Source organism: Alloprevotella sp. OH1205_COT-284 (genome assembly GCF_003859795.1).
In the GTDB taxonomy this organism is placed as follows: Bacteria; Bacteroidota; Bacteroidia; order Bacteroidales; family Bacteroidaceae; genus Alloprevotella.
The window spans coordinates 1-23,853 of sequence record NZ_RQYI01000026.1; the positions used below are offsets into that span (position 1 = coordinate 1).

Below are 23,853 nucleotides of genomic sequence, written 5' to 3' on the forward strand. Positions count from 1 at the left end.
AGTAACGAGTAGAAAATTCTAAGTAACGAGTAGAAAATTCTAAGTAACGAGTAGAAAATTCTAAGTAACGAGTAGAAAATGCCACACCGCGGTGTGGCATTTTTCGTTTCCGTGAGCTTTTTGTTTTCTCCCCCCGACGGCCGGTTGCGCTCCCTCCTCCTGCCGCCCGCCACACCGCTCCGATCTCCGTTCGCCCGGGAACTGCGCCGCCGATGCCCGACGCACAAAAGCGGAGTGCCCAAAAAGAAAGCCGAAGGGCGTGCAGGCGGCAAGAGAGCGGCCGGCGGAAAAAAGCAATCGCTAATCTTTCGAGAATGCTTGGAAATTGCATATTTTTTCGTACATTTGCAACGTTAACCTTTTTATTCACCCAAAAACACACCGGTATGAAATTTCATCATTTACTGGCTGCGTCGGCATTGATGATCAGTGCCAACGCCGTGGGGCAGAGCGTACCCACGCACGAAATGTACGTTCGCTACGGAACTCCCCAAGATCTCGTTGCCTCTCTCCAAGCATGGGAAAAAGGAAAAGCTTGGGGCACAGAACCCGAAGACGAAAACTTTTTCATCTCTCGCGTGCCCGTCAAGCAACGCTTCCTGCCCTCCGCGCCGGCCAACACCAAACTCAACGACACCAACGCCAAAAACTTCTGTTGGTGCTCGCCCACAGGCGAAATGACAAAAAAATGGGGCGCACTGCCACGCTACAATTTCGACGGCGACAACTTCAACCTTTGGCAGTATGTGAAATATCATTCCAACTGGTCAAACGGTTGGTGGCGCGTGCCGGGAGCCTTCAACGACGTGGCACACAAAAACGGCGTCAAAACCGGATGCACCTACTTCATCGATTGGGGAGCAGCCGTAAATGCTTTTAGTGAACCGGGAAAGACCCTCTACGATTTGGCCGAAAAAGACAGCAAAGGCGAGTTTGTCAATGCCGAAAAACTCGTAGACTTCCTCCACTACTACGGCATCGACGGACTCACTTTCAACCCCGAAGGCCATTGGGGCTTCACGGTGTACAGTCGTTTCATACCCTTCTTGGCCAAATGTCACGAAATCGCCAAAAAGAAAGGCTATGAGTTTCGCGTCGATTGGTATGCCTTCGTGCTCAACAACGGTTGGCTGAGCGACAATGGTTGCAAACTCGACAACAACAACGACGCATGGTTTCACCACACACTCTCGAACCAACCCGTCACCGACATGTATTTCCTCAACTACAACTGGACGGGCGAAGATCTGGCCACCTCGGTCGCCACGGCCGTCCAACACGGGCGTTCGTCTTTCGACGTTTATGCCGGCTTCGACCAACAGGGACGCGGCTACGGAAAACGGGGCAACAGTGGCTGGGAAGACCTCATGAAATACCCGGTCAGCATCGTCGTGTGGGGAGCCCACGACCGCTCGCAGCTCTACGCCGCCTCCACCGAGGGCGGACAGAGCGACTATGCAGTGCAAAACGAATATCAAAAGAAACAAGAAATGCTCTTCTCGGGAGGAAATCGCAACGTGCTTCAACTCCCGCCCATCAACACAGGCAACACGACGGCCTCTTTCTCCGATCTGAAAACGTGGCACGGATACGCAGCTGCCGTACGCGAACAATCCACCCTCTCCGAAGTGCCTTTCGTCACCCGCTTCAATCTCGGCAACGGTCGTTTCATGAACGACGAGGGTCGCACCACTTGGGCACACAAATGGTATAACATCGGCATGCAGGACCTCCTGCCCACTTGGCGTTGGTGGATTGACAAGGGCGACGGAAAAACAGTGCCCTCACCCTCCATCAAAGCCGACTTCACCTACGACGACGCATGGTTCGGAGGTTCCTGTCTCAAACTGCACGGTGCCACCCAACGCTCCGACATACGCCTCTTTGCCACTCGTTGGAACGTGACCGCCGCCGACGACCAAATACGCCTCGTCTACAAACTCACACACGGCACAAACAGCCATCTCGAACTGATGGTGGCCAAAGAAGGCGCAGAACCCGTATTCACCACGAAACCCGTGGCCGACGGCGAACAGGGACAATGGAACACCCTCACACTCAAAGCCGGCGACTTCGGCCTCAAAGCCGGCGACGTGATCGGCACAATCGGTCTTTCGGCCAAAGACACACCCGACAACTTCGAAGTACTGCTCGGAGAACTGGCCTACACGCCCTCAGGATTTGCAGAAACACCCGTCACCCCCGTCATCAAAACCATCAAAGTGCTCAAACGCCTCTACAACCGCGTCGATTTCAAGGTGATATTCGACATGCCGTGGAGCGGAGAGCGACCCGCCGACCGCGCCAACAGCCCCATCTACAACGAAGAAGTCGGAGCATGGTACTACGAAATATGGACCAAACAAGGCGCTAAGGAAAATCTCCTCACCACCACCACCTCGTGGGCGGCCTATGTTGTAGAAGCACCCTTGCTGATCGATGATCCCACTTTCCAAATCGGAGTGAGAGCCGTGGGACGCGACGGACGCACAAAAAGCCCCATTACATGGAGTGAAAAACAAACCAGTCCGCTACAAATGATCGAAACCCTCACGATCGACAAGGAGATCATCAAACCCGAAGAAGAATTTACCATCGGTTTTGAAGACCCCAACCACCCCAAAGCCAACATCAACATCTACAACGCACTGACGGGCGACCTCGTCAAATCGGCCATTGCCACCCGCGCACTCAAAACCGCGCTGCCCAAGGCCGGAAGCTACGACGTGGAAGTCGTGCAGGGAGAACAACGCACGATGAATCGCTCGCTCATCCTCGTCAGCCCCGAAACGACCGGACGACTCCCGCGCATCAACACCCTTCAAGCCGATAAGCCCACCGCGCCGGCAGGAGAAACCCGTCAAATTACGGCCGACATCGAAAAAGGCGTGGAACACGACGGAAAACCCTGCACCGTTTCGCAATCGCTCTACATGCAAGAGCCCTATCAGTTCACGGTAGACGCAGCAGTCATCGACTCTCATGCCAACAACTCCTTCGCACTGTGGTTTAAGGTCGAGAAGTTTGAACACGCATCGCTCGGCACACTCCTCATGACCAAAGTCAATCGAAACTACCCCGGCACATGGACAGAAAAAGTTTGGGGACAAATGTGGACAGCCATCCGACCGGCTCATTATGCACAAAACAACAACATAAACCGCGACAACGCCGCCAACGAAATCTCCATCAGTTTCGACGGGCCTCGTGCCGGCACACCAAACTATGAGCACAACAACGACGTGGACGGACTCACCGACGGCTACTCACTGCTGCCCAACACTTGGTATCACATCGCCGTGGTCAAAAATGGCAAAAACGACCAACGCCTCTACCTCAACGGCAAAAAAGTGATCGAATGCCCCGGACGAGGCACCGCCCCCAAAGACTGGAAAGGTGCACACTTCTATGTGGGCGGATCCATGGTGAACCTCGCCTCCTTCACCGGCTGGGTGGACGAAGTGCAAATTTGGAGTAAATCGCTCAGCGACGAAGAAGTGCAACAAGCCATGATGGGATATGCCGTGGCTCCCGAACACCTCGACGGATACTTCACCTTTGAAACCACCCAAACCGACGCCGACGGAAACATCTACTTCCCCAACCTCGGCAAAAATGCCGATAAAGTCCCCGGAGGATATATGACCATCGGTAAGTCGGAGAACAACATCAACATCGACCACAAACAAAACCGCTTGACCACCGCCCTCGGCGTGCCCACCATCACGGGAACACTACCCATCAACTACGAATCTTCGAAATGGTTGCTCGAAGGAGCCGTGGTAAACAACGCCGACGACACGAAAGCCTCTGCCACCTACAAGAAAGAAGGCACATACCCCATCTCCATCATCGCCACCAACTCTTGGGGATCAACCACGAAAACCATTAACGATTACATCGTCGTGACCGAAGCACCCGCCGGCATCGAACAAACCGAGCTGGCCGAAGACTTCACCATCTATCCGCAAACGTTCGACGAAAAAACACACATCCTCTTCCGACAAGCCGGCAACTATGCCGTGCGCGTCTTTGCCGCCGACGGACGCCTCGTGGCCGACGAAATCTACAACGCCGATCGCGACGAAGTGGCCGAAATCAACTTCAACGCACCGGCCGGCACCTACGTGGTGACTGTTTCCAAAGATGGAAAATGCCGCAAGAGCTTCAAAATTCGCAAACACTGATCCCACCGATCCTCGCCACCGACGGCGAAGAGCGACATTGACTTTCAGGGCGAACCGCACACGCGGTTCGCCCTATCTATGCTTAATAAAAGGACGAAAAAAGGACGAAAAACACAAAACTTTTGCCTATCTTTGCCCCATAAATACTTATCCGAACAACGAAATGAAGAAATTATTCACCCTCCTGCTCGTGTTTGCCGCCACGCTTGCGACACACGCCCAATTTTCAAAAGACACCAAATATGTCAGCACTTCCCTCTCAGGACTGAACCTCGAATACAATCGAAAAGGCAGCTTCCGCATGGGACTGAACACCGACGTGGGTTATTTCGTGGCCGATGCGCTCATGTTGCGAGGCTCTGCGAGCTTCAAACACTACGGCAAAAATGCCGACCAAGTGACTCTCGGAGCCGGAGTGCGCTACTACTTTTTGCAAAACGGCATATCTCTGGGAACCGGATTGGAGTATTCGCATCTTTCGCCCAACATCAACGATCTCCGCATACCGCTCGAAGTGGGCTACACTTTCTATCTCAACCACTACATCGCCATCGAGCCGGCCGTTTACTATAAGATGTCGATCAACGACTTTGCCGACGGCAGCGAAGTGGGCTTCCGCATCGGATTGGGCTACTACTTCTGACAGCCACATCTGACAACATTCGCACTGCCCCAATCTCATAAACTCCGAAACAACAGTATTACAACTCCATGCAAATCTCCGAATTGGGCGAATTTGCCCTCATCGAACGCCTCACCGCAGACCTGCATCCGCAAAACACCTCCACCGTCAAAGCCGTGGGCGACGATTGCGCCGTGTTGCAATATCCCGAAACGCAAATCCTCACCACCACCGACATGCTCATGGAGGGCATTCACTTCGACCTGGTCTACACACCGCTGCGACACCTCGGATATAAAAGCGCAATGGTCAATTTCAGCGACATCTATGCCATGAACGGCACTCCAAGACAGTTGCTCGTGTCTGTTGCCGTTTCTTCGCGCTTCGCAGTGGAAGACCTCGATGAATTCTACGCCGGGCTGCGTCTGGCCTGCCAACGCCACGGCGTCGACCTCGTGGGGGGCGACACCTCGGCATCACTCACCGGGCTGGCCGTTTCCATTACCGTCATCGGAGAAGCCGCCGCGCAAAACGTGGTCTATCGCAGCGGTGCGCACGACACCGACCTCATCTGCTGCTCGGGAAATCTCGGAGCCGCCTACATGGGGTTGCAACTCATGGAGCGGGAAAAAGGCATCTACCTCTCGCAAATCAAACAAGCCAAAACCGAAGAGGCACGCAGAGCCATAGATTTTCAACCCGACTTCTCCGGCAGAGAATATCTCCTCGAACGCTTTCTCAAACCCGAAGCACGACGCGACATCGCAGAAGCACTGCAAACAGCCGGCATACGTCCCACGGCCATGATCGACATCAGCGACGGACTGAGCAGCGAACTCCTGCACCTCTGCCGACAAAGCGGCGTGGGCTGCCGCGTGTTTGAAGAGCGCATCCCCCTCGACTATCAAACCGCCGTGGCGGCCGAAGAGTTCAACTTCAATGTCAGCACCTGCGCACTCAACGGCGGAGAAGACTACGAACTGCTCTTCACCGTGCCCCTCACCGATCACGATCGCGTCGCCGCACTCGAAGATGTCAAAATCATCGGACACATCACCCGACCGGAACTCGGCGCCCGGCTCGTCACTCGCGACGGCAACGAGTTCGAACTCCAAGCACAAGGGTGGAACGCAGCGAAACACGACAACACAGACGGCGACAACCGCCCCTAAACTTCTCTCCCAAACAACACGGCCGGCCGCTACGGCGACACACCCGGCACACAAAACATTCGGGAACCGACACCTTACGACAAGAGGCCGGTTCCCGAATATTTTCGATCGTTTTTCTCCACAAAGATCATTCGTAAACAAAACAATCGCAAGCCTTCGTGCATACCCAAAGGAATGACAAAAGGCTTGCGATAAATGTATTCAGATGCGTCTGCGTCTGACGCAAACGGGAGTTTATTTCTTCAAGAGCTTAACGGTGCGAACCACCTTGCCATCACGAGCCACCTTCACTACATAAGTTCCGGTTTGTCCGAGACGAAGCTGTACATTACCTCCTTCAAAGATGCGGGCATCCTTGTGTGCCACACGCTGTCCGGCAAGGTTATAAACAGAAACGTCATATCGTCCGGCTTGGGCAAATTCGATAAGTACGTCTTCGCCCACCACAATGGTGCGGAAATCGGCCGCTTCAACCGTACCGATAGATTCGGGATAGTCTACCTTGATCACAGAGAACTTCTTGCTATCGCTACCCAAAGAATTGACAAGCGTAAGCGTCACGTCGTAATCACCCTTTTGCTTGAAAGCGATAAGAGCTTCTCCGGCAGTGGCATTTCCGGTTTCTCCGGTGATTTCAGATTTCTTGGCTTTCCAAACAGCTTTCGTCACAACGGGGAAAGCAGTACCTTTGACAAAAGGAGTGCCGGAGGTGTAAGAGGAAGCAATCCATTTGAGCACACCCTGTCCTTCATTTCCGGTAGCTTCAAAATTGTGAGTTCCGGCCTCAACACCCACCTTCTTACCGACGGCAGGGAAAACATTGTTTTCACCGGCTTTCTCTTCAAGATTCCAAAGTCCCAATACGTTTTCGGGAAGTTTGGCAGGATCGAGATCGCCCATGCTGAGAGCAACTTCGTCGGCGGTAATGGCTTTGTCCCACACCACGAGGTTGTCGATCACACCGTCGATACCGTTGCGGAAAGCAGCCTTACCGCCCACAGCGATGACTTGCCCCTTGGTGATGTGATAAACTTTGGGTTGATAACCGGGATCGGTGTTCAGGTAAGTGTCTCCCTGAGATTGACGGTTCCAACCGGTGAGTTTTTGTTTCACACCGTCCACGTAGTAGTCGGCACGGAATCCATCTTCTGCATTATAATCAAAGCTGTATGCAATGTGTACCCAGTTGCCGATGGGCAAACGAGTTTCTTCAAACTTATAGCGCAATTCTTCGTTACCGCTGCGATCGGTGCCGCGGAAAGTGAAGCTGCCCATCCGGCCGTCTTCTTGCAGATTACACCAAATCCATCCCCAGTCGGTCTTTGGCCAACTTTCACCTTTGTTGGCTACACTGAACAGTTGGGTTTCTCCTGCGGCCAGTTTATTGATTTTAAGCCAGAAAGCAACCGAGAAAGATTTTCCACCCGTCAAGTCGAGATCAGCGGCTTTAACGCCAAAACGTTCTTCTTTCAGGTCTACTCCTTGTGAACCGGCACCATCGGCTTCGCGACCGGTGTAGGCGAAAGCCACCTTTTCGTTCACTTTGACTTCGACGGCTTCGTTCTTTTCGTTGGCAGTAAGGGTGAGGATTTTCGGAAGTGCACCGACCTCTTTCGAAGTGATTTGCACAAATCCGCCAAATTCACGCGTCGTTACCGTGCGCAGCTTCTTATCTTTATCATATTGGGGAGCAGTGAGGCGAAGTTTGTAAGCACCGATTTCAGTCAAACTTTCGACTTTCACACTTCTTCCTTCACCCGTGAAGACAACCTTACCGGCTTTATCCAAAAGCTCCCATTTACCACTTTCGTGGAGAGGATCGACAAAGCTCATTTCGAAGTCTTCGCCGGGCTTGATGGAAGTTTTGTCAAGACGAATGTCGTCATTATAGTCATACGTAGAAGTGCTGAGATATTCACCCCATGCAATTTCGGATTCCGCTTTGTGGTCAAGCGAGAGTGCCGAAACACCGAAACGAACACGTGCCGAGGGTTGATCGAGCATGAGAGGAGCATTGTAGAACATACCTGCCCAAGAGGTAGTAAGACCCACGAAAAGGGGCTCTTTATTCTCTTGCTGCACATAGAGCTTGAACATAGAGGTCTTCACGTCCAAGTTATAGCACACCTCACCGGCGGGCTTGTCGTTGGGCATGTTGAAAATCAACTTTCCGTCTACGCCCTTACGGCTGAAATACAAAAGTTTCGAGCTTTCCACAACGGGCGTAGCCGGCTTTTGAGCCACTCCGCGCACAATGGAAAATTCTCCGATGCGGAGGTTCATGTCTTTTGCGTTTTCAAAGTGGAGAGCCACCAAGGCCAAGTTCTTTCCGGCCAGACTCTCGCCAACGGTAAACGTTTTGGTCAACCACACGTCTTCGTCTGCAATGAGTTTGGAGTCAAACACCTTGAAATCATTGGGAGCAACAGCGGTTTCTTCTGCTCCGACGGTGGTGAGTGCCAAGTTCAAGTCGGCCGAACCTTTCACCAATTTGTAGCGGAAAGTGATGACGTCGCCGCTCTGCAAAGCATAGTCCGTTTTGAAGAGGTGGAGATATTGCTCTTCGCCCGAACCGAATACACGCAGACACGAACCGCCGACATAGGCATCGTCCCAAATAAATTCGGCATCAAGGCTTTGAGCCGGAACATTGGTCTTTTCGCGGCCGAGCAGCTCCTTGGCAAACCACCAACGCCAGGTGGGAAGATAGTCTTGCACACCGATGTTGTACCATTCGAGGCTGTTGGCTCTCTCGCCATTCCAGTTCATGAATTTACCGTTTCCGAGGTTGAAGTAGCTGATGAACGGCTCTTCGCTCAAATCCCACTTCAAGGAAGAGCGGGCACTCATCATGCTCGACATGCCGTGGAAGTCAAAGTTGTCGGCATGGTAAGCCAAAGAATTGTTGATCTCGGGGCAATTGATCGGGTTGCGCGTTCCGCCGGTGAACCAACGTTCGGTGCGGAGCATATAAGTGCGTTGTTGAACTTCGGGTGCCGATCCTTTTTCCTGACGGCTTTCCCAAAACATACTGCGCTGGTGCGCGCCCCAAAGACCGATGGAGATGGGGTAATCTTTCAGCAATGTCCAGCGAGGTCCGGCTTTGGGCTCACCGCCTTGCATGTTGATGCCGGCATACAGCAACAAGGGATCGCGATTGATAGTTTTGGCATAAACAACAGAATTAGTCAAAAGATCGGCTCTGTTCCAGTTGTAGTTAAGGAAAAACGAGGCGCGCGCTTTTCCGTTGGGGCCGAAGTTGCCATCGTTATGAGCACCGAGCCCTCTGTCGAAGAGGATGAAACCGGCATTGGAAGTTCCGTCATACCAAAGGTTTTCAAAGAGAGGATCTTTCACAGAGGCCTTTTCCACCAGTTTTTCGTGGAAATTTTGCAGTCCTTCAACAAGATTTTTGGTGGTAGAGAACTCCGAGTTATATCCCAAGCCGTTTACCCCATAGAAATTCAAGAACTGCGCGGCTTTTTCGGGAGCAACGGCACTCAATTTATTAAAACAAGTTGTCCAACCATCGGGAATATCACCAAAGGGCACGCTGGCCACAGACGTCACGGGGACGCCGTTTTTGTGGGCGACGTCAAGAAAAGCTCCGGGTACACGGCCGAGAGGTGCCGTAAAGTTTCCCCAGTGCGTCACATAGTTCCACATCGAGAAAACTTCGCTGTCGTAAACTCCGTCGGGCAAACCGTTTTTTCCGGGTTCATTGACAGGAAGCCATGCCACGAGGCGTTTGTCATTGGTGGCATCAAGACCGAGACGGACTTGCGTTTTTTGGTTGCGGAAATGCGTACGAGGTTTCACGCGAGAAATGAAGAAGTTGTCGTCTTCCGAAATTTTTTGGTTAGGATTCCATTCGGTGAGCACGTCTCCAAACTTTTCACTCGCCAGTCCCCAGTTGATGTAGTCGCTTTTCAGCTCCTGCGCCTTTGCTCCGACAGCCATCATGGCCAATACGGAGGGAATGAGTAAAAATCTTTTTTTCATAATAAGTTTGATTTAAAGTTTGACTTCCGCCTCCCTCTCCTCATGAAAAGGGAGGCGTAGAAGTCATCGGGTTTAAGGTTGGGTTGGGATCGGTATCAGAAATTGGGTGTGGGAGCATCCCACCACAGACGGGTATATTGGAAGTCTTGTCCTCCGAGTGCCGGCACGCCCGAATTGGCTATGATCTCTTGATCCTGAGGATCGATGGGCAACCACGGAATGCGGCGTATGATGTCGCCTTCGGCCAAAGTTCCGTCGCCGTCTTCCGGATTGAGCACGGGGAAGAGTTTGGGATAACCGGTGCGACGAAGTTCCGTCCATGCTTCGGTGGAAAGGGGGAAGAGTGCCAGATATTTCTGCGTGATGATCTTTTCCAACTTCACTTCTCTGTCGTCGGCTTCGTTCCATTTCACACCGATCTTCGTAAGACTTTCCCAATCTTTGCCGCCGAGGGGGTCGCGCTGCACATAGGGTGTGGGGTTCTCCTTGTTCATATAGCTGGCCACGAGTTGCACGTATTTGCTGTTGAACGCATTGTTGGGGTCTTCGATGTAGGCATTGCGTATGCCTTCGTTGTAGAACTGTTCGGCCGTTCCGCCCATGTTCCAACCGCGAATGGCTCCTTCGGCACGCAGGAAGCACACTTCGGCATATTTCACGAAATAGAGCGGTGCACTATTCATCACCGAGGTGTTGAAGGTCGAATAGCCGATATAAGGATTGACTCCGCTGCCCTGTCCGTCGCCCACATAGGTTCCGGTACGGATACCGACAACGCGCTCTCCGGCTTCGAGGACTTCCTTGCTCTTTTCGTTCTCGATTTCGGTAGAGTTCTTCATCCAAAGATAGGTGGCATTGGGATGATCAAGACTCATGAGCAACGTTTCGAGCGATGCACTCATGCGCAGGTCGCCCCAAGCCGATATGCCCGAAAGCGGATGGTTGAAACCGATGAGCATGGGAAAGATGCCTTGTTGGTCGTCAGGATCTTCGATGACGCCGGAAGCTACGGCTTCTTCCGCCCATTTGCGTGCATTGACCGGATCTGCTTTCACGATGTGCAGTGCCATGCGGAGTTTGAGGGAGTTGGCAAAAGCGATGTAGCTCTTGATGCCCGGTTCGCCATATATCAGACGACGGCTCGTGACATGGTGGTTGAGCAGAATTTCGTCCACGAGCTTTTTGTACCATTCCGGACGAGTGTCGTAGTTTTTCAAACACGCCACAATAGTGTCGAGATTATCAACGATGCCGAAGTAAATGGTCTTCAAATCGTTGTAGTCTGTGGGATTTTTGGAGTTTTTCTTGTCTTCCAAATAAGTGAAGGGGCCTGAGAGGTCTGCCATTTCCTGCGCTGCCAACGAATAGTAGAGCAGATTGACGGCTTTGATTTCGGGGATGCTGTCGATCATCGGGTGGTTGAGCAGGGGCATGAGCGCGTTCTTCACCATGTAGTAGCTTCCACGCGGACCACCGTTGAACTTCTCGGAAATGTCGTAAGAAGAGGTAAGCGTGGCGTTGCTGTATGGGAAGTCTTTGTGAGGCACTACAAAATATTGTGCGTAGGCATCGGGTCCCAAGCTGTATTGGAACTGATAGGCGTGTGCCTGCGGCACGTTGCCCTCTTTTCCACCGCGCAGACTGTATTGTGCGGTTTTACTTTGCTTGAATTTGGTTTCGAGTTTGGCGATGGCCGCTTTCACGCCCTCTTCCGTGGGAAGTTTTTGGAAATCGATGCGATCAACGTCGCCGCTGTGCCATTCTTCATCGGCGATTTCCTGCGTACTGCTCAATTCGGCACCGGGGTCATCGTATTGCAGACAAGAGGTGAGCGCAAACGCCGACAGCCCGATGCAGGCAATGGTATATAATTTTGTTTTCATGAGGTGCTTTGGTTTAGAAGTTGAGTTTGAGGTTGAAGCCCAAGGAGCGTGCAGAAGGCATATTGAACATTTCAAAACCGTTGAGTCCGTTGCCGGTAGAGAGTGAAACGTCAGGATCTACGGGTGCGTCCTTGTAGATGAAGAAAAGGTTTCTTCCGACTACCGACACGTTCAGGTGTTTGCCTTCTCCGAGGAGATCGCGCCAAGTGTATCCGAGCGATAGTTCGCGCATGCGGAAGTTGGTGGCGTTGTACACGTAGCTGGATGCGTCGTTGCTTCCGATGGCTTCAAAATACTCTTTGACGGGCACGAGGTCGCGACCTTCGTTGATGTACATGGCCGGTGCGCCGGAAGGAGTTTTGAGTCCGAGTTGCTCTGCGGCCAGACGGGCGTCGGCAGAACGCTGCGAGAGTCCGAGGCGATCGAGGTAGGACTCTGTGAGCGAAATCACCTTACCGCCGATGCGGCCGTTGATGAGCATGTAGAGCGAGAAGTTTTTGTAGTTGATGGTGTTGCTCCACGAGAGTTGCACGGGCGAGTTCATGTTGCCCAACAGACGGGAATACTTTTTGCCCATGGCGGTGAGCACGCGATTTTGTCCGCCGATGTTTTCAAGATATTTGGTGTTGCTGTCAAACGAGGGTACGCCGTTCTTATTGACAAAGATGTCTCCGGCTTTGTGTATGAGTTTTCCGTTGCCGTCTTTGTTGAGCGTGCCGTCTTGGGCTTCATACACGTCGTGTGCCCAGCGTGTGTAGTCGTTGGAATAGACGTTTCCGAATTGCTCTCCCTCTATGTATTTCACCTGCAACCCATTGGCGATATCGATGGGCAGGTCTTGCGCTTTTCCGTTTTCGTCGCGATAGGTGCGCTCGATCTTGTTGTGGTTATACGAGAAGTTCACGCTCGTTTTCCAACGCCAACCTCCGTTGAACATGAAGTCGTAGCCCACGGTGGTCTCGATGCCCTGATTGCGGATGCGTGCCGAATTGACGGGTTGCGTCTTGCCGTTTCGGCCGCGCACGTTGAGGTAGAGGTTGTGGGTGGCGGAGTTATAATAAGTCAGATCGACGTTGAGGCGATTGTTGAAGAAGAGCATTTCCAAGCCCGTTTCGAGGGATTTCACCTTTTCGGGTTGTGGGTCGAAAGAGTTGTAGCCCACGATGGTGGTCGTTCCTTTTTTGAGATTGGTGCTCACTGCGGCAAACACGGAGTTGGGGATTGAGTTTCCCACCTCGGAGTAGCTGAGACGATATTTCACGTATTTATCTTTCCATCCGAAGAGTTCGGAGAGAATGGCGTTGGCACCCAATCCGAAATAGCCGTAGTTGTCGGCGGCATTGGCAAAGATGGTTTGACGAAACGCGCGATACCAGTCTTGGCGATAGGAGGCGTCCACATAGATGCGGTCGCGCCAGCCGACTTGGGCGGTGAAGAGTGCGGCCTTGTCCCAGTTGCTGGACTTAGACTTGCCCGTCACTCCGGCTCCTCCTGCCGAGGGTTCAAAGAGGTTGAAGATGGTGGGGAGCTGTGTGACGATGCCGTTTTCGGTCATGTCGATCGTGGCTTGCACGTCGGAAGTCACGGAGTGTCCTTGTCGCGTGTGTGCCACCCATCCTGCCGTGGTCGAAAGACTCCAATCTTCAATCTGCTTGTTGTAAGAGAGGAGGTAGTCGGTGTAGATTTCATTGGTGCGTTCGTGTCCGAGCCAATATCTTCCGTAGGGGTTGATGGTGTTGGGATCCCACGTTGTGGCATAGCGTTTGGACTCGAAGTTGTATTTGGAGTGATCGAGGGCTACGCGGGCTTGGAAAGCCAATCCGTCGTAGATGTCGATTTTACCCTGCACCGATCCATAGAAACGGTCTTCTCTGGCAACTTCGTTGTTTTGGTGCATCAGCCAGTAGGGGTTGTTCTTTCCGGGAGTTTGGAATGCCCAATTCTGCATCATGCCTTTCAACTCGGCATGATCGTCGGCCTTTTTATAGGTTGCTCCTTCCAAGATGTAGTAGGTCATCTTATGCGGAGTTTTCCAGCGTCCTGTGGTGGTGTAGTTGTTGCGGTAGTATTGCAAATCCACCTCTCTGGGCATGGTGTAGAGGTCGTAGATGGGGTTTCCCACGGTTCCGCCGCCAACACGGTTTTTGGTTTTCGTCTGCACATAGTTGGCATTGGTTTCGATATGGAGTCGATTCCAGAACTTGTAGGTTTGTCGGAAAGCCAGCGTGTTGCGGTTATAGTTATTGCCGGGCAGCATGCCGTCGGCATGCGAGTTGGCGTAGGAGAAATAGGTGCGGAGTTTTTCTGTTCCTCCGGCAAACGAAACCGAGTTGTTGGTCGTCACGCCCGTGCGGAAGAAGTCGGCCACGTCATCGACGGCCTTGTGGCGGAGATGTGCTTCATAGGTATCGCCGTCATATCCGTTTCCGGCTTTTTGAACGATGGTATAAGGGTCTCCCGTTCCGGCGAGTTTTTTCCCCCATCCCGTGATGCCGAGCGTCGTTCCTTCAAGGCCTCCGTAGAGGTTTTGAATTTTGGGCGTGAGCAAGGGGCTGTCAAACGTGGTGTTGGACGTGACGTTGATGTCGAGCTTGCCTTCTTTACCTTTTTTGGTGGTAATCATCAGCACACCATTGGCCGCTGCCGAACCGTAGAGTGCGGCTGCATTAGCTCCTTTGAGGACGTTCATCGATTCGATGTCGTCGGGGTTGATCTGCGAGAGTGGGTCGGCTCCCTCTTGTCGGCGTTCGGCAGAGAAGCCGTTGTTATTGATCTGTCCTCTGGTGGTGTTGGTCATCGGCACGCCGTCGATCACGATGAGCGGCGCATTGTTGCCGAGAATGGACTTATTACCGCGAAGAGTGATTTTGGAAGCACCGCCCGCACCGCCGGCCGAGGGGGTGATGGTGACGCCCGAAATTTTTCCTTCGATGGAGTTCACAAAGTTGGCGTCTTGCACCTTCATCAGCTCGTCGGCCTTGATTTGTTGGGTCGAATAGGTGAGCGAACTGGCCTTGCGCGTGATGCCCATGGCCGTCACCACCACCTCGCCGAGGTTGGCGTTGCTTTCCTCCAACACGATGTCGAGAAACGACTCTCCGTCCCATTTCACGGTTTGCGAATTGTAGCCGATCAGGGAGATGCGGAGGGTGGCTCCTTTTTTGACGTTGCGCAGGGTGAAAGTTCCGTCCGGTTCGACATTGGTACCATTGGTTGTGCCCACCACCATCACGGCGGCTCCCAAGGCCGGTTCTCCCGTGGCATCGACAACCTTACCTTTCACGACCGTGGTTTGCTGCATGACTGCGGCAACAGCGTGCCCGGTGGTCGGAAAAACACATTGCCAACCGCCGGTCAAAGCGGCCAACAACAGCAGCCGACTTACTGATTTGACAGGTTTAATCATAGTGTATATATTAAATTTAAGATATAGCTCCGTTCACTCCGCTCGTGCATTGCACACAAGAAAGAGATGTGGCAAAAACAAAAATAAGGCTTTTGTCAGACCGAGAAAGCATTTTTCGCCACAAAAGTACACAAAAGGTTTCATCTGAACAAGAAAAAAGAGTATTTTTAATCGAGGAATATGTCAATCGCATTTCGAGGAGCGACAACCGAAATTAACGCTTTTAAGTAAACAAAAGAGTAAAACAAAGCGGCACCAACCGCGCCCGATCGCCGCCCTTTCCCACACGCCCTTCGCTCACCCTTCCGCAATACCGAAAAGGCAAAAACCTGTCATCTGAACATTTCAGAGAAAGATATGGTTTCGAGAAACGCAAAAAACGCTCAAAAAACAAACAAAACAAAACTTTTGCCCACACCGCACTCCCTCTCGCCACCTTCCCGCAACAACCGATGCATGCATTCGCCCCATGGGCGTTTCGGCACAAAAAGAGAAGCCTCAAACATCTCATATTGTTAAACTGAATACACAAAAACAGCCATTTCAAGGTCTTATTTTGGAGTGCCGACCATGGAAATTTCGATGCAGAAAGCCCATTTCGCCACCTCTTCCCCATGACACGCATCGACCGCCGAAAGTCCATTTGCACATCTTATATATACGCGCACGCGCGAGAGCGCATTCTCCACTCCCCGCCACAATGCCCCTCCGACCACACGGGAAGCAGAAAAAACTACTCGTTATTTAGAAAAAACTACCTCTGAGGTAAAATTTTCCGGCTCAGAGGTAGTTTTTCCCCCCTTTCGCCAAGCCACGGACGAAGGCAGATTTCTTGCTACCCAACGGCCGCCTCGGCCGACCGCCGCCACTCGCGACACACACAAGTCGCTCAAACCACATACGCTCTCCGAAAACAACACCAACCGAAAAATGGGAGAATAAACGACTCCTTTGTTGCCCTTTCACAAACAAAAGTAAGATAAAAGCGAGAAAAATCAGAACAAACAAAATCTTTGTGTGCTTTTTATTGAAAAAAACGACATTTTATCAAAAGAAGTTGTATATTCGCATTTCAAGCACCTCTTGCTCTTGCAACGGCACGTCCGCAAAACACAACGGCACGCCCGCAAAACACAACGGCCGTGGGCTTCACGCCGCCCCTTTTTGGGGGCGCGCAACAGTGCAGCAACGTCCGCCATTCGTTTCACAAACGTTTTCGCCATGATCATCGAACATAAAAAACAATATCTGATTCGCAGCCTCATCATCGGCGGCGAAGTTTTGATCCTCTCCATCATCTTGACCTGCCTGCACTACGTGGGAACCTCAACCATCGGTGTCACCGAAAACCTATACCTCCGCGGCTCGGTCATCTTGCTGTTGAGCTTTGCCCTTTCCTCGATTTCCACGGGTCAGGTGTTGCACCATCATTTCGTGCGCGGCGACGAAATCCTTCTGCGTTCGCTCAAAGCCAATTTCATGTTTTTCTGTCTGACAATATCGCTGTTGTTTCTGCTCAAATCCCACCTCTTCCATTGGAAGTTTCTCTTTCCGCTATTCGTCGCTCAGACCACTCTCAACGTGCTCTATCGATGGAGCATGCGTTGGATAATCAAACACATGCGTGCACGAAAGTCAGAAAGAAAAGGTGCACTTTTCGTTGGCGACCTCAACAGTGTTCGCCAACAGATGATTTCGATGGCAAAAGATCCCACCACGGGCTACACCGTACACGGATATTTCTCCCTGTCGCCCGACCCCGACGCGACCATTGCCCACCTCTATCGCGGAACGCCCGACCAAGTGGAGGCCTATCTGTCGAAAAACGAAACGCATATCAATGAACTATATTGCACGCTGCCGCCCGACCAAACGGAGCAAATCAAGCGCATCATCGACTTCTGCGACAACAACCTGATACGCTTCATCGGCATTCCCACCACCTACGATTTCATCAACCACCGCGCCACCACGCTCACCATCGACGGGTCGCCGGCCATCATCTTGCGCGATGCTCCGCTCGAAAGTTTGGACAATCGTTTCATCAAGCGATCGTTCGACGTCGTCTGCTCATTCGTTTTTCTTTGCACCTTATTCCCGATCATTCTCCTCATCATCGCCCCTTGGATCAAGTTGAGCAGTCCGGGGCCGATCTTCTTCCGACAAAAGCGAAGCGGACTCAACGGCAAAGAGTTTTGGTGCTACAAATTCCGATCCATGAGGGTCAATGCCCAAGCCGACAAGCTGCAAGCCACCGAAAACGATCCGCGAAAAACAACCGTGGGCAACTTCATGCGCAAAACCAACATCGACGAACTGCCTCAGTTCATCAACGTCCTTCTCGGCGACATGTCGATCGTGGGACCGAGGCCGCACATGCTCACACACACCGAGCAATACCGGCAACTGATCGACAAATACATGGTGCGCCACTTCGTGCGCCCCGGCATCACGGGCTGGGCACAGGTCACCGGATTTCGCGGCGAAACCAAGGAGCTGTGGCAAATGGAAGGCCGCGTGCAAAAAGACATTTGGTACATCGAACATTGGAAGTTCACCCTCGATCTTTGGATCATCATTAAAACCATCATCAACATAGGCGAGAAAAACGCCTACTGATTTTCGCCGACACCCGCCCCGACGCCTCGTTTCGCCCGATCGGCACGGCATGAAAATCTGCCGCCTTACCCCCAACTCCGCCCCCAAACACCCGAAAAGGCGATTTCAAGGCAAAAAAAGATTCAAAAGATTTGGACAATTCGGAAAAACTCCCTATCTTTGCATCGCTTTTGGAAAGAAAAGCTTCTACATGGTGACTGTAGCTCAGTTGGTTAGAGCGCCAGATTGTGGTTCTGGAAGTCGTGGGTTCGACCCCCATCAGTCACCCCTCCTCAAATCCCTGCAAGTGCTCCTTGTGGGGATTTGTGTTTTCAAGCCCATCCGGCAAGCGGCAAAGACGGAGCGCGACAGCAAGCATGGTTTCCGAAACGCTTCACTCCAACCCGCCGATGCCCTTCCGGCGAGCATTCAACAAGAAGCAAGAGGCGGAGGATTTTTGCAATAAAATCAAAAAGCACTATCTTTGCACTCGCAACGGTGCCGGTGGCTGTCTGTGTCATGGCCATGGACACCTAAAAATCCAAAAGTCGCCCTCTCGCATTCGTCTGCGAGAGGGCGTATCTTTTAGATCTATCCAAAAAACGGCTATATCTATCCCCAAAACTATTTCGGTCGCACCGGTCGCGACGGAGAACGCGACACGGCCGCGGAAAGCAAGCCGAGCCGCCACTGCGTGCCGAAAATGGGGAAACTAATCCATCGCTGCCGACGAGGACGTGCCTTGGTTGGCGTCGCGGACAATGCGAGGCTCTCCCTGTCCGCTGAGAGGAACGGTCAGTTTGAAAGCCAAACCGCCCTCTTCATCGCCGGGAGCGTTGAGCTGTGCGCCAAACTGAAAGCCCGAAGACTCCACGCCGCTGAAAGCAATGCCGCCGAGAATGAGGCTTCGGACATCTTCCTTGTCGAGCAATGCGGAAAAATCGGCCTTGGTGAAAGAGCGTTGGTACAACACACTGTCGCCGCACGCAATTTGCATATCCACCCGATTGTCCATATACGGATCTCCGAAGCGGTCTTTCGCCAACGAGAGCGTTTCATCGGGACGAAACGAGAGCTTGATGCGGTAAGTTTTCCCGTCGAAGGCCGCCGTTTTTTCAAAATGCCGCTCGTCGTCGTGTCCCGGCCCCTGCTCGACGGCAAGGGGGATTTCGGTCGTATCGGCATCGGGTGCGACCGCCTGAGAGTTTTTGCCGCAACCCGACAGCAAGAACGCGGAAGAGGCTCCAAAAGAGATTGCAAGGAGAAGAGATTTCATCATATCGGAAATAGGTGTGCAAAGTTTGACAAGAAAAACTTCCGACGACACGCCCCACGCGCCGACATACCGAAACACAACCGATTTCGGAAAAAGCCGACAGAGGCACATCGCCCTAATACCGAGCGAAGTTACTGAATTATTCAAACATAACAAGGTCAAACAAAAATAAATCGCTATTTTTGCTCACAGAACCTATCGCCACATGAAGAAACTTTTTCTCTTTTCGCTCTTGTTATTGTTGTGGACATCGTGCCAAGACCGTCCCACCGCGTTGTCCTCGCCGGACGCAGCCGCCACGCCGACCGCGACCAAAACCGTCGACACGCTCTCTGCCATTGTTGCGCAGGTGAGGGGGCGAAACCGTTTGCACACCACGGAGTTTCAAATCCACAAAGTCGTGCTCTACGAAGACAAGGCCAAGCTGGGCGGCAAACTCCTCGACATCGACATGCCGGGACACCGCAAAATCGCCGTGCCGATCGACATCACACTGAAAGGCTACATTGATTTCAAAGGTTTCTCGGCCGCCAACGTCAAGCTCATCGATTCGCTCGCCATTCTCACCCTGCCCGATCCCGGCGTGACGGTGACCTCGCTGACCGTCGACCGCAAACACACGCGTCAATATGTGTCGATCGCGCGCGCCAACTTCTCCGACGCCGAAATCACGCGCCTCGTCCGCCAAGGCGAAGACAGCGTCATGCGCCACATCTCGCGCTTCGGCATCGTCGAGGCGGCTCGCGAGAGTGCCGCGCGCACACTCGTGCCCCTGCTCTGCCGCATGGGGTTTAAGGAGAGCAACATCATCGTGCGCTTCCGCAAAGATTTCAACGCCGACGAGATCCGTCGCTTCGTCACACCCTTCAAAGCCCATTGACCATGAGCCACGACCAACCCTCTGCCGCTTCGCCCGCAACAGACCACAATCAACAACCCCTCGCCGAGCCTGTATCCGCTCCGGCCGATGCCGACACGCGCATCGACACGCCCGCTCCGCCGCCTCCCAAGAAGCGTCGCGGATGTTGGGCAGGCGGTTTCGTGTTGCTGTGGCGATTGCTCGCGGCGGCCGTTCGCCATTGGCGCGTCACGCTGATTTTGATTTCGCTCCTCGTCGTGGGCTTTGCGGCTTGGTGGCTGACCATGCGCCTCTCCGACGACCGACCGCTTTTCTCCGTCGAACACTCGGAAGCCATTGCCGAAAGTCCGGAGGAAATCCGTGCCATGCGCGACATCGGCCAATGGGAATTTCTCTCTATCGACACCGAGGAACTGATCGAAAGCCACGAGCGCGGCCTCTTTGGCGATCGCCATTTGGTGCGCGTGTTTCGCGGCACGCTCCGCATCGGCATCGACATGCAGCGCGCCACTCCCGACTGGTTCACGCCAAAGGGCGAAACGGCCGTGGTGCGTCTGCCCGACGTCGTCCTGCTCGACTCGGCGTTCATCAACGAGAGCCGCACCGTCACCTTCTACGAAGAGGGCAACTGGAATGCCGCCGAAAAACAAAAACAACTCGACCGCGCACGACAGGCCATGCTCAAACGTGCACTCAACGCCCAAAATCTGCAACAGGCACGCAAGCAGGCCGAAAGCCAATTCCGCTATCTTTTCAACAGTTTCGGCTACAAAGACGTGGTATTCACGTTTGAACCTCAAAACCCACTCCCCTAACCTCCCTATCGGATGAAATTCATCTTTCTGCTTTTATTTCCGCTCCTGCTGTGGTCGTGCAAAGACGCGCCTTCCGCCCCCGTTGAGGAGCAACGCCTGTCGCGAACCGTGCTGATCTATATGGCCGCCCAAAACTCCCTCGGCCATAGTGCTTACCACCGTCAGGACAGCACCGAAATCATGTTTGGCGCGCGGCACTTGCGTGAGAACGAGCGCATCCTCCTCTTCATCGACGACGAACGCCCGCCCCGCCTCTACGAAGTGGCACGCGGATATGCCGCGCCGCGCCGCCTGCGCGTTTGGCAGGAAGACGAAAATTCCGCCGCGCCCGAAACGCTCTCGAACCTCCTATCGTGGATGCGCGACAACTACGACAGCCGCGAATACGGCCTTGTGCTGTGGAGCCACGCCACGGGGTGGATTCCGAGCGGCAAGTCGGTGGCAGCGGAGCAAAAGACGCGGCCGCACCGAGGGGTGTCGGAAAATCGTCGGCAAGCTGCTTCGACAACCCGCGAAGCGTCGGGCGACACGGGCAGTATTTCGGAAAACAAACGCTCTTTGTCGCCGAAAAGTTTCGGGGTGGACGTGGGAAAAGACGGCAATATGCGCCGCGACCTTGCCGTACTCGGCGCATTGCCCGACGAAATCAACATTCCGCAACTCGCCGCCGCCATTCGCCAAAGCGGCACGCCCTTGCGCTACATCCTCTTTGACTGCTGCCTGATGCAATGCGTGGAAGCGGCCTACGACCTGCGCCGTTGCGCCGACTACATCGCCGCATCGCCCATGGCCATTCCGGCCGAAGGGGGATTTTATCCCGACTTGATCCGAAACGGACTTTTTGCCACCGACATGGCGGAACTCGGAAAAACCTATGTGGATTACTACCAATTCAAAGGCAGCCAAAAACCCGGCCACGACATGGGCATCGTTTTCTCCATCGTGCGCACCGACCGCCTCGAAGCCCTCGCCGCCGCCCTTGCCAAAGTGTTGCCCAAGGCACACTCCGCCGCCGATCCCTCCCTGTTCGACTTTTGGGACATGACCGACACGCAGCCCTACGGCACTTACGACAGCCGCTACTTCTTTCGCCCTCACTACTACGACATGAACGACGCCCTGCGCCGACGGCTTTCGCCCGAAGAGCATGCCGTTGTGAAATCGGCCATAGACGCGGCCGTGGTTTTCAAAGGTGCGACGCGCCGTTTTTGGGCCGGGCCGGGATATTGGAGCTATCTCAACGTCGATCTCGACAACTATTGCGGCCTCTCCATGTTTGTGCCGCAGGCCGTTTATTCCAACCAAGCCCCCCACTCCATTCATGGCGATTTGAACGCCGCTTTCCGGAAAACCGCTTGGTATGAGGCCGCGGGCTGGAAAGCCGCAGGCTGGTGAACGGACACACACCTCCACACAACGACAATCGGGACAAACAGATCCCTCTCCTTGCGAGAGAATGGTCTGTTTGTCCCGATTTTTGTCGTCGTATGCGACGAGAAAAGGCCGTCGCCGTCGGGCGGAAAAGGGGGGTGGGGGCGCCGCCCGTCAGTTGTCGCGCCAGAAAGAGGGCACGAACGGCAGGAGGAGCGAGAAGATTTCCAAACGCCCGGCGAGCATCAGAAAAGAATTGACCCACAAGGCCGCGTCGGGCAGAACGCCCCATGCGTCGAGCGGCCCGATGTGGTGGCCGATGGTGGGACCGATGTTGGAAAAAGCAGATATGCTCAACCCGAAAGCGTCGAGAATGGGGAGGTTCATCATCGTCATGGCCGCCGTGCCGAAGGTGATGAGGAGAATGTAGAAAAAGGTGTAGGCAAAAATCGAACGGGTGACCTCGCTGCCCAGATAGTCGTGGTTGAGCCGCACGGGGAGCACGGCGCGCGGGTGAAGAATGTGTTTGAACTCGCAACGGACGATTTTGAATGCCGTCAAGACACGCACCATTTTCACGCCGCCGCTCGTGCTGCCGGCACAGGCTCCGATGACGCTGATAATGGTGAGCACGATCCAAGCCAAGTGTGGCCAAAGCATGAAGTCGCCGGTGGTGAAACCGGTCGTGCTGATCAGCGAAACGGTGTTGAAAAGGGAGTCGCGGAAAGTGTCTTCGCTCAACGCACCCGACTCGCCGAAACGCGTGACGGCAATGACCAGCACGGCGACTGCCACGATGACGACAAAGAGGCGGAACTCCTCGTCGCGCAAGACATGGCGGAAGCGCATCTTGATGAGGGTGAGATAGAGCAATGTGAAGTTGATCGAAGCCAGAAACATGTAGAACGTCGTGGCATACTCGATGGCGGGCGAGGCAAACCACCCGATCGAATCGGTGTGGGTGGAGAAGCCGCCGGTGGCGATGGTGGAGAGTCCGTGATTGACGGCGTCGAAAAGCCCCATGCCGCAGAGGTAATAGGTGAGGATGCTGCTGCCCGTGATGAGGAAGTAGAGCGACCAAAGCCAGTGGGCGGTGGTGGAGATGCGGGGGTGGAGCTTGCCGAGTTTCAAGCCGGTGGCTTCGGCGGAAAAGAGTTTTTGCTCGCCGATGCCCAAAGCCGGAAGCACGGCCAGAGTGAAGAAGATGATTCCCATGCCGCCGACCCAGTGGGTGAGGCTGCGCCAAAAGAGAATGGAGCGCGGCAGGGCGTCGATGTCGGAAAAGGCGGTGGCGCCGGTGGTGGTGAAACCCGACATGGTTTCAAAAAAAGCCATGGCCACTCGGTCGGTGTGGCCGCCAATGAGAAAGGGGAGCATGCCGATGAGGGTGTAGACCACCCAAATGCTGCTCACCACCAAATAGCCGTCGCGACGGCCGAAACTGTTGTGGGCGTTGCGCCCGACGGCAAGCAACACAAAGCCCAAGAACAGACAGATGCCAATGGGTAAGCCCCATGAGAGGCGGTCGGGCTCGCCGAAAATCATGCCTACCAGCAAACAGAGCGTGAGCAAGAGGGCTTCGAGCAGCAGAAGGCCGCCGATGGCCTTGGCGATGATGCCGTGGTTGATCATAGAGAACGGAAAAAAATACCGGGAAACAAG

Annotated in this window: 13 protein-coding genes and 1 tRNA gene; 9 read left to right on the forward strand and 5 right to left on the reverse strand. The window is 53.7% G+C overall.

Annotated features, from left to right (window positions below):
- Nucleotides 1-78 precede the first annotated feature (78 nt).
- The 4 genes from EII14_RS07010 to thiL all read left to right on the forward strand — a co-directional run bounded on the left by EII14_RS07010 (nucleotide 79) and on the right by thiL (nucleotide 5,981).
- Nucleotides 79-357, forward strand: a complete 279-nt coding sequence (locus EII14_RS07010; RefSeq protein WP_124931834.1) for a hypothetical protein — start codon at nucleotides 79-81, stop codon at nucleotides 355-357.
- Between the two features lie 29 nt (nucleotides 358-386).
- A complete protein-coding gene (locus EII14_RS07015) occupies nucleotides 387-4,187 on the forward strand; it encodes a LamG-like jellyroll fold domain-containing protein (RefSeq protein ID WP_124931835.1) in 3,801 nt (1,266 codons plus the stop codon).
- Nucleotides 4,188-4,350: 163 nt separating this feature from the next.
- Entirely contained in the window at nucleotides 4,351-4,830 is a 480-nt protein-coding gene (locus tag EII14_RS07020; protein ID WP_124931836.1) for a hypothetical protein, read from the forward strand.
- Nucleotides 4,831-4,898: 68 nt separating this feature from the next.
- A complete protein-coding gene (gene thiL / locus EII14_RS07025) occupies nucleotides 4,899-5,981 on the forward strand; it encodes a thiamine-phosphate kinase (protein WP_124931837.1) in 1,083 nt (360 codons plus the stop codon).
- Nucleotides 5,982-6,215: 234 nt separating this feature from the next.
- Here the strand turns inward: thiL and EII14_RS07030 are convergent, their stop codons facing one another.
- The 3 genes from EII14_RS07030 to EII14_RS07040 form a co-directional block, all read right to left on the reverse strand.
- Nucleotides 6,216-9,983, reverse strand: a complete 3,768-nt coding sequence (locus tag EII14_RS07030; protein WP_124931838.1) for a LamG-like jellyroll fold domain-containing protein — start codon at nucleotides 9,981-9,983, stop codon at nucleotides 6,216-6,218.
- A 95-nt stretch (nucleotides 9,984-10,078) separates the two neighbouring features.
- The gene (locus tag EII14_RS07035; protein ID WP_124931839.1) at nucleotides 10,079-11,866 is read right to left on the reverse strand and encodes a SusD/RagB family nutrient-binding outer membrane lipoprotein; all 1,788 of its coding nucleotides are present in this window, start codon (nucleotides 11,864-11,866) and stop codon (nucleotides 10,079-10,081) included.
- Nucleotides 11,867-11,879: 13 nt separating this feature from the next.
- Nucleotides 11,880-15,272: a SusC/RagA family TonB-linked outer membrane protein gene (locus tag EII14_RS07040; RefSeq protein ID WP_124931840.1), complete on the reverse strand. Its 3,393-nt coding sequence runs from the start codon at nucleotides 15,270-15,272 to the stop codon at nucleotides 11,880-11,882.
- Between the two features lie 1,221 nt (nucleotides 15,273-16,493).
- Here EII14_RS07040 and EII14_RS07045 point away from each other — a divergent pair.
- Together EII14_RS07045 and EII14_RS07050 are read left to right on the forward strand one after the other, a co-directional pair.
- Nucleotides 16,494-17,891 (forward strand): undecaprenyl-phosphate glucose phosphotransferase, encoded by a 1,398-nt coding sequence (locus tag EII14_RS07045; protein ID WP_124931841.1) that lies wholly within the window; start codon nucleotides 16,494-16,496, stop codon nucleotides 17,889-17,891.
- Nucleotides 17,892-18,084: 193 nt separating this feature from the next.
- Nucleotides 18,085-18,158: transfer RNA gene (locus tag EII14_RS07050), tRNA-His, on the forward strand.
- 424 nt (nucleotides 18,159-18,582) lie between these two features.
- On the opposite strand, the gene EII14_RS07055 is transcribed toward EII14_RS07050, so the two are convergent.
- Nucleotides 18,583-19,149, reverse strand: a complete 567-nt coding sequence (locus EII14_RS07055) for a DUF4738 domain-containing protein (protein ID WP_158608347.1) — start codon at nucleotides 19,147-19,149, stop codon at nucleotides 18,583-18,585.
- Nucleotides 19,150-19,351: 202 nt separating this feature from the next.
- Between EII14_RS07055 and EII14_RS07060 the strand changes: the two genes are divergently transcribed.
- Genes EII14_RS07060 through EII14_RS07070 form a run of 3 tightly spaced genes read left to right on the forward strand, consistent with a single transcriptional unit; the run spans nucleotide 19,352 to nucleotide 22,215 of the window.
- Nucleotides 19,352-20,026 carry a DUF4230 domain-containing protein gene (locus EII14_RS07060; protein ID WP_124931843.1) on the forward strand — a complete coding sequence of 225 codons (675 nt, stop codon included), beginning with the start codon at nucleotides 19,352-19,354 and terminating at the stop codon, nucleotides 20,024-20,026.
- A gap of 2 nt (nucleotides 20,027-20,028) precedes the next feature.
- Nucleotides 20,029-20,820, forward strand: a complete 792-nt coding sequence (locus EII14_RS07065) for a DUF4230 domain-containing protein (RefSeq protein WP_124931844.1) — start codon at nucleotides 20,029-20,031, stop codon at nucleotides 20,818-20,820.
- A gap of 12 nt (nucleotides 20,821-20,832) precedes the next feature.
- Nucleotides 20,833-22,215: a clostripain-related cysteine peptidase gene (locus tag EII14_RS07070; RefSeq protein ID WP_124931845.1), complete on the forward strand. Its 1,383-nt coding sequence runs from the start codon at nucleotides 20,833-20,835 to the stop codon at nucleotides 22,213-22,215.
- Between the two features lie 150 nt (nucleotides 22,216-22,365).
- Here EII14_RS07070 and EII14_RS07075 read toward each other — a convergent pair whose 3' ends face one another.
- Entirely contained in the window at nucleotides 22,366-23,823 is a 1,458-nt protein-coding gene (locus tag EII14_RS07075; protein WP_124931846.1) for a TrkH family potassium uptake protein, read from the reverse strand.
- Nucleotides 23,824-23,853: the final 30 nt, after the last annotated feature.